This window comes from Paenibacillus intestini (genome assembly GCF_030803945.1).
Taxonomy (GTDB): domain Bacteria; phylum Bacillota; class Bacilli; order Paenibacillales; family Paenibacillaceae; genus Paenibacillus; species Paenibacillus polysaccharolyticus.
The window spans coordinates 122806-135367 of the sequence record NZ_JAURUN010000002.1 but is presented as its reverse complement, the minus strand read 5'-3'; the positions used below and the strand labels follow the sequence as shown (position 1 = coordinate 135367).

The following is a 12562-nucleotide window of genomic DNA, read 5'->3' as shown; positions in this document are numbered from 1 at the left end:
TTTTATTATTCTTATGTAGAGCGGCATGTTGAGATGGACATTAAATAAGTAAGTAGGTAAAAGAGTAAATATACGTTACGGATTGGACTGTTCGTTTTTGATTTGTTGCAATTCGCTCAGGCTGAGCGTCAGATCATTCTCCGGGTTTGCACTGACAATCACCTCAGACTGGGATTGCTGGCTGGCCTGGTTTGACTTCGAAGCAGGTTTGACCACATAGAGGCTTTGAACGCTGTTTAGCAGGCTTGCAGGGGTGTCCGCATATGTTTCAAGAAAAAGTACATAATCCTTGGTCTGCATAAGCTTAAGACTGTCATCGTTGACGATTTCGGTGTTACCCAGTTGTCCGCCAAGCTGTTTGACTTCAAGCCGATCCCCGGCTGTGTACCCCCCTTTGTAGGATTCAGTCACCTGAACCGTATAGATCGTATAGATTTTGTCAAAAGAAACCTGAGCATCTGCCGCACTTCCCGCTGCATTCATATGATTCTGATCTTGGGAATCAGCTTGTCCCCTGTCATCTAAAGCTTCAACCCGGGTTTGGATGACATTGCCCTTCACAATGGTGTCGGCCCGCTCTGACAAAGCGTCTACACTTCCATAACTGGGATAATCCTCGGATGCGATGATTTTGACGGGAGTACCCGGGGGAGAAGCGGCCGGAGTTGCTGAAGAGCAGCCGACGACAGACAGGATAAAGATAGAAGAGACGAGTAAGGTAAGTACTCGATTCTTGTTCATAGATCGGAATCCTCCTTGGAAATAAAATGTAAATGATACGGAATGATGATGTACGAACGATTAGTATCTGGATCTGACATTATTGATATCGAAGGTCTGTGGTTTGGTCATGGAATTCCGGTTGCGCGTGTAAGACATAATGGAAGGACTGTTCGTTGTCGGGTTGTCACCAAGCCAGACGGAGTGACCCAGTTCATGAACGAACACGCTTTGAATAAAGTTGGATAAGTTGGATGCATCAGCGGTAATCGTGGAGGCGTTGAGTTCGATGCGGAAGTTGACAACCTGATTGCCGGAGACAGAAGCGTAGTTAACACCATAAGCGGTATTATTGAAGTTACCAGCGGTGATCGTGTTCGGAGAGTTATTCGTTTTGACGAATTGCACTTTGGCTCCCGCGTTGTTCCAGTTGGCAAGAGAAGCATCCATTGGACCCTGCCATGCAGAAGCGTAGTTGTAGGTCCGGATTGGAATGGTGGAACTAGGGTAGCCGTAATTCAAAAAGGTTGCTGCGTAGATCGTGCTGCCAAACATCGCGAGCGCAGAGAACAACATCAGGCTCATCAACAACTTCCTTTTCATGCTTAAAACCTCCAATAAATGTATATTTTCTCTATTATAGTAACAAGGAAATGTGTACCTGAAATGAGTCTCAAGTCGTTGTTTTTGTTATGGAAAAAAGGAAAAAACCTGTGCAATAAAGGAATGTTGTCACAACAAGTCGCTTTCTGTCTGGGGAAGGTATGCATAAATTCCCTTAACTCACAAATAATACACTCAATCTTACTAGGAAAAAGGAGTGTATAGGGATGTGCGAACGTTTTTCACTCGCGGCTGATCTAGATGAAGTTCGGGATCATTTCAAAGTACAACGGGTTATGTATTACTATAAAAATCGCTATAATATCAGTCCAACGCAACATACGCCGATCATTCTGCATCAGGATGGAGAACGTGTGCTGGATGAATTCCGTTGGGGATTCATTCCGTTCTGGGGGAGGGATGCGGTGAATGCTAATTTAATGACTGTGCATGAAAACCCCGCGTATTATAAGTTAGTGGAGACCAAACGCTGTGTTATTCCATGCAATGGGCTGTATTACTGGCGACAAGAAGGCAAGAAGCGTTATGCAGTACGTGTTGTCATGCCGGATCGCGGACTTTTTGGCATTGCGGGATTGTATGAGATCTGGAAAGATACCCGCAAGCAACCGCTTCGCACCTGTACGATGCTCATGGCTGGCGCGAATCTGGCGACTCGTGAGTTTGGAAACAAGATGCCGGCTATTCTCATGGATGATGAGATCAACACCTGGCTCGATCCGGCCAATACCAGAGTTACACAGTTGTTGCCACTGCTTAAAACATACAATCGCACAGAGATGAATCTATACCCGGTCACGCCGATGGTGGCGAACGACGAACATGATTGTTATGAATGTGTGGAAGAGATGGAGCAGAGGCTGGCTTACGTGCGGAGTTACTGAAGAATGACTCAACTGAGGGATGCCTAAGGTATTACCGAGGTTTTCTGAAGATTTAGCTACGTTCATGTTTATGGTTTCTAAGTTTCTGAACTCTGGAAATGGTTGAAAAACGGGATGGGGCGTCTGAGGACACTCTGTCCTTTTTTAGTTGTGTCATTGTTTCCGTTGCAGGCTGACAAGGAATGGAAAAAGAAAAGTTGCAATTGAATTGAAACGTAACTATAATAATTACAGTAGTTGAATGTATATATCCATATATCTATTTAAAGAGATATAATATCAGGAGGGAACCACGAATGAATCCAAAGTATTCGAAAATGTTTGAACAAGTTTCACTGCCAAGCAGCGGCATTACACTGAAAAACCGGATCGTGCTTGCTCCTATGACTCATATGTCCTCTAATTCAGATGGTACGGTATCTGATGCTGAGCTTGCATATTATGCACGTCGCACAGGTGGGGCTGGCATGTCGGTTACAGCGGTAACACATGTTACGCCTAACGGTATCGGCTTCCCTGCACAATTTGGTTCTTATGATGACAGCTTTGTGCCTGGACTGAAACGTCTGGCTGAAACGATTAAACAACAAGGTTCTGTTGCTGTACTGCAAATGTTCCATGCAGGTCGTCTGACTCCGGAACAAGCCGTTCCTGCGGGCCAAGTGGTTGCACCTAGTGCAGTCGCAAGTGAACGCCCAGGTTCACCGGAACCAAGAGAAATGACGGATGAAGAGATTACTTCTGTCATTCGTGATTTCGGTGAAGCGACTCGCCGTGCTATTGAAGCCGGTTTTGACGGTATTGAGATTCATGGTGCGAATGGTTATCTGATTCAGCAGTTTTTCTCTCCACATTCCAACCGGCGCGAAGATCGCTGGGGCGGCAGTGTAGAGAAACGTTTGGCGTTCCCATTAGCCGTTGTCGATGAGGTACAGCGTGTCGTTGCTGAGCATACTAAACTTCCGTTTATTGTAGGTTACCGTTTCTCGCCGGAAGAGCCAGAAACGCCAGGACTAACAATGGAGGATACGTATGCACTGGTTGATGCTTTGAAAGATAAAAATCTCGACTATTTGCATGTTTCCTTGAATGAGTTCTGGTCGAAGCCAAGACGTGGTGAAGAGGATACACGTGCCAGAATTGAATTTATCCTGGATCGTGTTGGCGGTAAAGTACCTGTAATTGGTGTTGGATCGATTCATACCGCGGATGAAGCAGCAGAAGCGCTGGAAACCGGCGTACCGTTGCTTGCGATTGGACGTGAGCTGATCATCGAGCCAGACTGGGTCGAGAAGATTGAAAGCGGACGTGAAGAGGATATTGAGACCATTCTGACGAAATCCGATCAAGAGCGTTTGGTGATTCCTGATGGATTGTGGAATGCAATTATCCACACACCGGGTTGGTTCCCTATGGCAGAGGATAAATAATTTATCGGAATGACTGGATGGAGGAGGCGAAAGCCTCCTCTTTTTGCATATGCATGAATGTTTATGGACGTCAATTCTTGTAGATGTGTGAAATTCTCCTTCCAACCGCTCTATGGTATGATGGGGTAACAGGATTAACTGGTATATTAACGGTTTGGAGTGAATGAAGATGCTCGTTGCGGAACGTTATGAAAAAATTGTGGAATGGGTGGATGCGCATGGAAGCATGCGTGTCACTGAGCTTAGTGAGCGCTGTGGAGTGACCGAAGAAACGATTCGCCGTGATCTGGACAAGCTGGAACAGGCGGGCAGGCTCAGACGCTCGCATGGTGGAGCGGTTAGTGTGAAATACAAGGATGAATCGCAAACCGAGATTCCGTATCCCGAGCGTGCTGTTGCCCATGCCGATGAGAAGCGCCGCATTGCAAGTGAAGCGGTGAAACTGGTGGAACCCGGTGACCGGATTGCTTTGGATGCAAGTACTACCGCGTGGTATATGGCAGCTGGACTGCCCAATATTCCGCTGACGGTATTAACCAATTCAATTAAAGTTGCCGCGGAGCTAAGCGCGAAAGAACAGATTCGTGTCATTGCTACAGGCGGACAGCTTGCTTCCAAATCTTTGTCCTTTGTCGGGCCGCTCGCAGAGCGCTCTCTGGATGCGTATCATGTGGATAAAGTGTTTTTGTCTTGCAAAGGCGTACATCTGACCAAGGGCATCAGCGAGTCGAATGAACTACAGGCTTTGGTGAAGCAGAAAATGATTCATATTGCTGACGAGGTTATTTTGCTAGCCGATTCGAGCAAATTTAACATTCAAGCTTTTACAAGAGTAGCTGGCATGGAGAGTGTTGGGAAGGTCATCACCGACCAGGGTGTGCAGGAGGAGCATGTGAACGCGCTGAACGAACTTCAAATTCCGTGTATACGTGTGTAACAACAATCAACAATTATATTAATGATTTTGAATTTATATAAGTTGAACTTTTCATTTACACGTTAACGGAGAGGACTGTGTAAATATTTTTAATTCAACTTATCATAGAAAGGATCGATGACAATGAAACATCCGTTTCACTTAAAGGCGGTATGGAATGGCGGACGTAACAGTGAGGGCACGATTGATGCAGGAGGTTTGAAAACCGTCATTTCGATCCCGCAGGAGATGGGCGGCCCTGGTACAGGAACGAACCCGGACGAGATGCTACTGGGGGCAGCGGCAACCTGTTACCTGATTACCCTTGCTGCGATGCTGGAGCGTTCAGATATTACACCTGACGAGCTGACGCTGGAATCGGAGGCAACGGTGGATGTGACCAATAACGTCTTTACGTATGAACGTATCGTACATCGACCGCGAATCGTGCTGCCACAAGATGCATCCGAATCGGATCTGAGTAAGGCCGAGAAGCTGGCGCATAAGGCCGAAGCATCCTGTATGATCTCTCGCGCAGTAGCTGGCAATGTGAGGATGGAAACCTGTCCGGTGATTGTAACCACTGGAGCTGACGCAGTGTGATATAATTGGTGGGTAGACGACATGATTCGTCATTTGTGCAAATAAGGAGAAATTCAGGATGAAAAACCAGAAGCGCAAACCCAATCGAATGGCACGTTTGACTCGTGCAATGAAACTGAATTTTCTCAAACTTTTACGTGCTCCTGGTGGTGCTCATAAGGTATCTACCGGATTTGCTATAGGATTCGGTCTCGAACTGATCGTAATCTCGACTGCATCCCTGATTTATCTTGTGTTTTATCCGATCGTTCGTTTGTCTGGCGGCTCCATGCCAGCGGCCATTGTAGGCAACGTTGTGGGCAAGCTGACATTTCTGCCGATTATTCTTATGCCACTTGCGAAACAGATAGGTTCATGGATTTTGCCAGCGCACAGTATGGGACAGGGGCCTATGCATGAGAGCGCTTGGAGGGAACTGTTTCATGGAAACTGGTCAGCGGTAAGTGAACTGCTGCTCGCTGGACTTGATATCCTGGCAGGTATGAGTGTGCTCGGGTTAATTTTGGGATTCATTTCGTACTTTGTCGTCAAATACTTCTATGTTAGAGCTCTTCATCGGCGGCATGAACGCCGGCTGGAGAAGCGCCGCCAAGCGGCAAACGCTTCAGGTCTTAGCACAGCGTCTGTACTGATCAGGAAGACATCACAATCATAATTGGCAGGAAGACCATGGAAACAGCGGTAGTCCACAGAATACAGCGGGATACAAATTGCGGAGATGCACCGAACTGTTCAGCCAAAATAACAGCGTTCACTGCGGTTGGCATCGAGGCGAGGATAAGCAACACAGGGAATAATGTTCCTTCGACTTGCAGTGCTTTCAGTATAAGCCAGGCTAAAATCGGTGCTGCAACCAGCCTGACAACAAGTCCGGCCCAAAAAGCCTTACGAACATTTGATTGCCAAGGTGCTGTATCTCCTTTGGGTCGTAACATCTGTGCGCCCAGAATCGCCAAGACAATAGGAGAATAACCGGTAGCCATCATCGAAACGCCCCCATCCAGAGCATCAGGAAGGGAAATGCCCGAGCTCCGCATGATGACTGCGATCACAGCTGCGTAGATGGTAGGCATGCGGAATACGGACAGCATCGCGTTTTTTACCGTGAATTCGGATCTTGCGGCAAAGAAGATACCTACCGTATTGACAATGATCATCTGTCCAATGACGTAGACCGAAGCCTTGTCCAGTCCAAGTTGACCAAAGGCAAGCAACACAAGCGGGAGTCCGTAGTTCACACAGTTGGTAAATGTGGAGACGAGGGTCAGTCCTGCTTTTTCAGGTGCACCCAGACCAAAGATTCTGCTTATGATCTCAGCCAGAGCCCAGAGAGCGATCAAGTTGAGGATAGAAAACCAGAAAGTGCTTGTGACATCCGTCCAGGTAATCTCTGCGTGTAGCAGGGTATGGAAGATAAGCGCAGGACTTAAAATATAGAGTGAAAATGCCGAAAGCGGCCGTGTATCCCAATCCTTGAAATGTTTTAACAATATTCCGCCAATGACGGGCAAGGATATGGGTAGGAACACATGATAGAGCGTAATGAAAAACGAGGTAAACAATCTGTTCAGTCCTTTCTAGATGAAAAACCTATCTTATCATAGCAGGAAATGCTCGACAGTTGAATGTATAGGGACATAATCCTTGTACAGATACGCATTTCATTGCGTTAAACATGGCAGGCTCCGGTAGAGTGAGCAGGGGTCCGATTGCTATTTTGATATGGCAGATTTATTATAGAAGAGGTGCAACAAGATTACATACACATAGAGGAGGAAACTGTAATGAGTGAATCAAAACGCTTGCTCGTACTAGTCGGCTCTTATGCCGAAGCGGAAAATGAGGGCATTTACGCATATGAATTAAATGAGGATACAGGCAGTCTGGCGAAGCTGGACGGCATTGCGGGCGTGAAAAACCCGACGTTTGTTAACGTGGATGCGCAAGCAAACAAGCTATATGCGATTGGTGAAACGGCGTCTGCTGAGGGCAATAAAATGTCTGAAGCGGTAGCACTGAGTGTAGATCCTGCGACGGGTAAATTGACTTTGCTCAATCGCAAAGACTCCATCTCTGCTCCGCCATGCCACATTCAGCGTGACCCTTCCGGTAAATATTTGATCCTGTCCAGCTATCACGGTGGATTGGTAGGACTTCAAGCCCTTACAGACAATGGTGAAGTTGGAGCACTTCTGGACGAGAAGAAACATGAAGGACACGGGGCACATCCTGAGCGTCAGGACAAGCCACATGTGCACTCGGCATTCTTCAGCCCGGATGGTAAATATATGATGGTACAGGATTTGGGCGCAGATAAAATTGCGATCTACTCCATTAACGCAGACACCAATGAACTGGTGCTTCACAGTGAAACGAAAACTCATCCGGGCGCAGGACCACGCCACTTGGCCTTCCATCCGAATGGTCAGTTTGCATATGTGATCAACGAAGTGGATTCGTCTGTCACATCTTACAAGTATGATGCAGCTGCGGGTACGCTCACTGAAATCTCCAATATTTCAACGCTTCCTGACGGCTATGACGGCGCTGAGAATACTACTGCTGAGATTACGGTTTCGAACGATGGCCGTTTTGTATATGGTTCCAACCGTGGACATGACAGCATCGTCGTATTTGCAGTAGATGCAGACAAAGGTCATCTGACCCTGGTAGAGCATGTCTCCGCAGAAGGACAGCACCCGCGTCATTTCGCATTGACACCGAATGGTAAACTGCTGATTGCGGCTAACCGTGATACAAACAACATGGTTACCTTTACAGTGGATCAGGAGAGCGGCCGCTTGAAATACACAGGTCACAGTACAGGTGTGTCCAAGCCGGTATGTGTGAAACCCGTATATCTGTAAGAGGTCGATGGATAAATAGATAGGAACATACAGCGCTTATGCTGCTATGAAAAATCAAGAAGAATCCTGCCTGAAAAGACAGGGTTCTTCTTTTTCTTTTTGATAAAAGACTTTATGAAAAGTGAATAACATCCATTGTAAGAAACATACATCATTGATGTTGTACAAACAAAACGCTGTTCGTAAATAGCACTGACTGTAGAATAGATAAAGATAGATGTATATCAAAAGATGATTCGTATAACAACGTCAAATATTCATTAGTTTCGTCCAAGTAACTACCTCACTTGAAAGTGCGTACTTCCTGAATGGATAGTCAGGCTCTACAATGAACTAGCAACCACCATTACGAGATGCTGGCCTCAGCAACGGATCATTGGCGGTAAAAATAAACATTTGGATCTATATAAGTTGAACTATTTTTTACACGTTAACGGAGAGGACAGAAAAAACCTGGTAAAGCGAAGCGTTCGCCTTTATCACCGGATTTTTCCCTTTGGAAAAGGGAATCAAAAAAATCTGGGGATAACAGCGATTGGAAGGTTCTTCTGTCATCGGAGTGGACTGTGTAAATCTTTATTTCAACTTATACAGCATCATTAATCAACCTCAAATACAAAGGAGACATAAAACATGAAATTACAACTCGCACTTGATTTGGTTAACATCCCGGAAGGTATCGCATTGGTTAAAGAAGTAGAACAATATATTGATATCGTTGAGATCGGCACACCGATTATTATCAATGAAGGATTGCATGCTGTAAAAGCAATGAAGGAAGCTTATCCTAACCTGCAAGTTCTTGCGGACCTGAAAATTATGGACGCTGGCGGATATGAAATCATGAAAGCAGCTGAAGCGGGTGCAGACTTGATTACCGTTCTGGGTGCAAGTAACGATATGACGATCAAAGGCGCTGTTGAAGAAGCGAAAAAACAAAACAAAGAAGTTCTCGTGGACATGATCAACGTGCCTAACCTGGAACAACGTGCGCGTGAAGTTGACGCTCTGGGCGTAGACTACATCTGTGTTCATACCGGGTATGACCTGCAAGCAGTTGGACAAAGTCCTTTCGAAGACCTGCAAACGATCAAAGGTGCAGTGAAAAATGCAAAAACTGCGGTTGCTGGTGGTATCAAATTGGACACATTGCCAGAAGTTGTGAAAGCACAACCTGACTTGGTCATCGTTGGTGGCGGTATTACAGGGCAAGCAGATAAAGCAGCTGTAGCATCCGAAATGCAGCGCCTTGTTCAGCAAGGGTAAGCTGATGAGCAGCAAACAATACGCCGCAGATATCCTGAAGGAACTGGAACGCACGTTAAGCCAGCTTGATGATACCGAGATGCAGGCAATGGCCGAGCAGGTGTTAGCAGCGGAACGCATTTTTGTAGCTGGCGCGGGTCGTTCAGGTCTCATGGGAAAAGCATTCGCGATGCGAATGATGCAGATGGGACTTACCGTTTATGTCGTAGGCGAGACGGTGACGCCAGGGATCAGCTCATCAGATTTCCTGCTGTTATGCTCTGGTTCTGGAGAGACAGGCGGGCTGGTTGCCATGGCAAGAAAGGCGAATCAAGCGGGTGCACCTGTAGGCTTAATCACAATTAAGCCGGATTCCACAATTGCACAGCTGGCACAAGTGGTCGTTCGGCTACCTGCCTCTGCAAAAGAGGATGCGGCGGGAGCCGGAGCGGATGTTACCATTCAGCCTATGGGTTCCTTGTTTGAACAATCCTTGTTGCTCAGCATGGATGCGTTGATCCTCACCATGATGGAGATGAAGGGCATGACCGGTGCAGATATGTTCAGCCGGCACGCGAATCTGGAGTAGTTCGATTGAAGTGCTCACGCGTTTAATATAGCTAAAAATGAAGTAGACCGGAGTCCTGTGCTATTGCAAGGATTGCGGTCTTTTCTGTGAAAAAGATGAGCGAACTTTGCATTCGATCCGTACTGTAGTAAAATGAAGTATTAGAGTTTGATATCGTACGAGATAAAGGGGGGCTTGGAGCCATGGCGTCCGAAGTCAAAGAACGCATTAATTTAAAAGAAATCAACTGTGAAAAGGAATTAACGCTGGCGGTGATTGGCGGCAAGTGGAAGCTGATTATATTGTGGCATTTGGGTCTGGAGGGCACCAAACGTTTCAGTGAGTTGAAACGTCTGATCCCCCATATCACGCAAAAGATGCTGACCAACCAGCTACGGGAGCTGGAGGAGGACAAACTGGTGGAACGCAAAGTGTACGCCGAAGTTCCGCCCCGAGTCGAATATTCACTAACGGATCATGGGCAGAGTCTAATGCCGGTGTTACATGCGATGTATAACTGGGGTAAAAACTACGGTGAGAATGTCATCTGGAAAGCGGATGAATTGAATATCTTATAGTACACCATTGAATATCTATAAGAATCAGAAATGAATGATCGATTAATCAAACGTCAAGTACACTGGACACTTCCGGTGCTTGACGTTTTTTTACTTTTCCAGCCGGATTGATTTCTGCAGATTTAAACCAAAAGTCTCATAATCAGGAGATGTCATGTATCGATTGGCAGAGTATGGTACGATGAGAGATATTGGAAATGCAAGGAGGATGACAATCAAAATGGATAAGATACATATACGTTCCGAGGTTTTGGAAGAAACAACCTGGGATTTGCGTGATTTATTTGCGACCGATGCGCAGTGGGAACAGGAACTTCTATCTCTACCGGATGCTGCTTCTAATATTGAAACATTCAAAGGTACCCTGGGTCAAAGTGCGGGGCAATTGCTCGCTTGTCTTGATGCTCGTGAAGCTTTGCAGGAACGAATCGGTAAAACGGCAGCGTATGCGCGCTTAAAACAATCCGAGGACAGCACGAATCCGGTGAATATCGAGAACGCGGCAAAAGCTGGTGATATTCTGTCTAACTTGTCGTCCAGTCTGTCATTTGTCAACTCCGAGATTGTTTCGCTGCCAGAAGGCACGATTGAGAAGTATTTGAGTGAACTACCGGGTCTCGAACCGTACAAGCGTAGCCTGGAGAGACTTATTGAAGAAAAAGCTCATCGACTCTCGCCTGAAACCGAGAAAGTGCTTGCTTCACTTGGTGAAGTGCTGGATTCCCCCTATCGAATCTATCAACGTGGCAAGTTGGCGGATATGACCTTTGATGAGGTATTTGATGGTGAGGATCAAGCACGTCCATTATCGTGGTCTTTTTACGAAAATAATTACGAGATGTCACCGGATACCAAGCTGCGTCGTTCCGCTTATGCCTCTTTTAGTGAAACGTTGAATCAATACAAAAATACCTTTGCTGAAGGATATGCTGCTGAGGTCAAAAAACAAGTGGTGTTATCCCGTCTACGTGGATATGAAGACGTGACGGACATGTTATTAGCTCCACAGCAAGTGAGCAAGGAAATGTACAATAATGTTCTTGATATTATTCAAAAAGAGCTAGCGCCGCATATGCGCAGATTGGCTGCGCTAAAAAAACGTGAGCTCGGACTCGACAAGCTGATGTTCTGTGATCTCAAGGCTCCGCTGGATGCCGAATTCAGTCCGGCGATTACCTATGATGAAGCGTGCACGTTGATCCGTGAGGCACTGGATGTACTGGGACCGGAATATGGGGAGATTGTTGAACGAGCCTTTAATGATCGCTGGGTAGATTACGCGGACAATGCAGGTAAATCGACTGGAGCGTTCTGTTCCTCCATCTATGGCGCGCACTCCTACATCTTAATCTCTTGGGCGAATAACATGCGCGGAGCGTTTACACTGGCGCATGAAGTGGGGCATGCGGGCCATTTTATGCTAGCTGGCAAATATCAGAGGCTTACGAATACGCGGCCGTCTCTTTATTTTATAGAAGCACCTTCGACAATGAACGAAATGTTGCTGGCGGATCATCTGTTGAATCGTTCTGAAAATCCGAGAATGCGACGTTGGGTGATTTTGCAATTGCTGAATACGTACTATCATAACTTTGTTACACATCTGCTGGAAGGCGAACTACAGCGTAGGGTGTATGCACTCGCGTCGAACGATAAGCCAATTACTGCAAAGACGTTAAGTGAGCTAAAAGGTGTGATCCTTTCCGAATTCTGGGGGCCGGAACTGGTAGTGGACGAAGGTGCCAAGCTGACGTGGATGAGACAGCCGCATTATTATATGGGCTTGTATCCGTACACGTATGCAGCAGGTTTAACGGCGTCAACAGCAGCTGCACAGAAGATTAGAGAGGAAGGGCAACCCGCCGTGGAACGCTGGCTTGAAGCGCTCAAATCCGGGGGCAGTCTCGCACCGCAGGAATTGATGAAGCTTGCAGGTGTTGATATGTCCGGTCCTGAACCAATCCGCACTGCAGTGGCTTATGTCGGCAGTCTTGTGGACGAACTTGAACGTCTGTATTCCTGATTCGGCTCATATAGTATAGGGACAAGGCAGAGCGGGTTGTCTGCCAATGTATCACGATGTGAACGGGAGAAAGAAGGAAAAAAGAAAAGGTGTTATTTTGCGTG

The 12562-nt window shown here is 46.5% G+C and carries 13 protein-coding genes; 10 read left to right on the top strand and 3 right to left on the bottom strand.

What is annotated here, in order from left to right; all coding sequences use genetic code 11:
* Positions 1-75: 75 nt before the first annotated feature.
* Together J2T16_RS05675 and J2T16_RS05670 are read right to left on the bottom strand one after the other, a co-directional pair.
* On the bottom strand, positions 76-741 hold the full coding sequence (locus J2T16_RS05675) for a hypothetical protein (RefSeq protein WP_154983784.1): 666 nt from the start codon (positions 739-741) through the stop codon (positions 76-78).
* A 60-nt stretch (positions 742-801) separates the two neighbouring features.
* A complete protein-coding gene (locus J2T16_RS05670) occupies positions 802-1323 on the bottom strand; it encodes a zinc metalloprotease (RefSeq protein WP_154958836.1) in 522 nt (173 codons plus the stop codon).
* A gap of 227 nt (positions 1324-1550) precedes the next feature.
* Between J2T16_RS05670 and J2T16_RS05665 the strand changes: the two genes are divergently transcribed.
* The 5 genes from J2T16_RS05665 (at position 1551) to J2T16_RS05645 (ending at position 5832) form a co-directional block, all read left to right on the top strand.
* Positions 1551-2228, top strand: a complete 678-nt coding sequence (locus J2T16_RS05665) for an SOS response-associated peptidase (protein ID WP_336122511.1) — start codon at positions 1551-1553, stop codon at positions 2226-2228.
* 296 nt (positions 2229-2524) lie between these two features.
* A complete protein-coding gene (locus J2T16_RS05660) occupies positions 2525-3658 on the top strand; it encodes an NADH-dependent flavin oxidoreductase (protein ID WP_154985831.1) in 1134 nt (377 codons plus the stop codon).
* 169 nt (positions 3659-3827) lie between these two features.
* The gene (locus tag J2T16_RS05655; RefSeq protein WP_221791254.1) at positions 3828-4595 is read left to right on the top strand and encodes a DeoR/GlpR family DNA-binding transcription regulator; all 768 of its coding nucleotides are present in this window, start codon (positions 3828-3830) and stop codon (positions 4593-4595) included.
* Between the two features lie 123 nt (positions 4596-4718).
* Complete coding sequence (locus J2T16_RS05650) at positions 4719-5177, top strand: OsmC family protein (protein ID WP_154958833.1); 459 nt, start codon at positions 4719-4721, stop codon at positions 5175-5177.
* Positions 5178-5235: 58 nt separating this feature from the next.
* Complete coding sequence (locus J2T16_RS05645; RefSeq protein WP_499017937.1) at positions 5236-5832, top strand: DUF2062 domain-containing protein; 597 nt, start codon at positions 5236-5238, stop codon at positions 5830-5832.
* Here the strand turns inward: J2T16_RS05645 and J2T16_RS05640 are convergent.
* Positions 5810-6739, bottom strand: coding sequence for an AEC family transporter (locus J2T16_RS05640; RefSeq protein WP_154886230.1), 930 nt, complete (start codon positions 6737-6739; stop codon positions 5810-5812). The genes J2T16_RS05645 and J2T16_RS05640 overlap by 23 nt on opposite strands.
* Before the next feature lie 222 nt (positions 6740-6961).
* On the opposite strand from J2T16_RS05640, the gene J2T16_RS05635 reads away from it, so the two are divergent.
* From J2T16_RS05635 to pepF, 5 genes are all read left to right on the top strand, one after another.
* On the top strand, positions 6962-8044 hold the full coding sequence (locus tag J2T16_RS05635) for a lactonase family protein (protein WP_154886229.1): 1083 nt from the start codon (positions 6962-6964) through the stop codon (positions 8042-8044).
* Positions 8045-8677: 633 nt separating this feature from the next.
* A complete protein-coding gene (gene hxlA / locus J2T16_RS05630; protein WP_090920812.1) occupies positions 8678-9310 on the top strand; it encodes a 3-hexulose-6-phosphate synthase in 633 nt (210 codons plus the stop codon).
* A gap of 4 nt (positions 9311-9314) precedes the next feature.
* Positions 9315-9878, top strand: coding sequence for a 6-phospho-3-hexuloisomerase (hxlB, locus tag J2T16_RS05625; protein ID WP_499017936.1), 564 nt, complete (start codon positions 9315-9317; stop codon positions 9876-9878).
* Positions 9879-10060: 182 nt separating this feature from the next.
* Positions 10061-10435, top strand: a complete 375-nt coding sequence (locus J2T16_RS05620) for a winged helix-turn-helix transcriptional regulator (RefSeq protein WP_123066688.1) — start codon at positions 10061-10063, stop codon at positions 10433-10435.
* A 220-nt stretch (positions 10436-10655) separates the two neighbouring features.
* Positions 10656-12458 (top strand): oligoendopeptidase F, encoded by a 1803-nt coding sequence (gene pepF / locus J2T16_RS05615; RefSeq protein ID WP_221791243.1) that lies wholly within the window; start codon positions 10656-10658, stop codon positions 12456-12458.
* The last annotated feature ends 104 nt before the right edge of the window (positions 12459-12562 follow it).

Bases quoted from the DNA above. Each gene is read 5' to 3' on its own strand.
- pepF (WP_221791243.1), top strand. From the start codon at position 10,656: ATGGATAAGATACATATACGTTCCGAGGTTTTGGAAGAAACAACCTGG.
- J2T16_RS05670 (WP_154958836.1), bottom strand. From the start codon at position 1,323: ATGAAAAGGAAGTTGTTGATGAGCCTGATGTTGTTCTCTGCGCTCGCG.
- hxlA (WP_090920812.1), top strand. From the start codon at position 8,678: ATGAAATTACAACTCGCACTTGATTTGGTTAACATCCCGGAAGGTATC.
- J2T16_RS05635 (WP_154886229.1), top strand. From the start codon at position 6,962: ATGAGTGAATCAAAACGCTTGCTCGTACTAGTCGGCTCTTATGCCGAA.
- J2T16_RS05675 (WP_154983784.1), bottom strand. From the start codon at position 741: ATGAACAAGAATCGAGTACTTACCTTACTCGTCTCTTCTATCTTTATC.
- J2T16_RS05620 (WP_123066688.1), top strand. From the start codon at position 10,061: ATGGCGTCCGAAGTCAAAGAACGCATTAATTTAAAAGAAATCAACTGT.
- J2T16_RS05650 (WP_154958833.1), top strand. From the start codon at position 4,719: ATGAAACATCCGTTTCACTTAAAGGCGGTATGGAATGGCGGACGTAAC.
- J2T16_RS05655 (WP_221791254.1), top strand. From the start codon at position 3,828: ATGCTCGTTGCGGAACGTTATGAAAAAATTGTGGAATGGGTGGATGCG.
- J2T16_RS05665 (WP_336122511.1), top strand. From the start codon at position 1,551: ATGTGCGAACGTTTTTCACTCGCGGCTGATCTAGATGAAGTTCGGGAT.
- hxlB (WP_499017936.1), top strand. From the start codon at position 9,315: ATGAGCAGCAAACAATACGCCGCAGATATCCTGAAGGAACTGGAACGC.
- J2T16_RS05645 (WP_499017937.1), top strand. From the start codon at position 5,236: ATGAAAAACCAGAAGCGCAAACCCAATCGAATGGCACGTTTGACTCGT.
- J2T16_RS05660 (WP_154985831.1), top strand. From the start codon at position 2,525: ATGAATCCAAAGTATTCGAAAATGTTTGAACAAGTTTCACTGCCAAGC.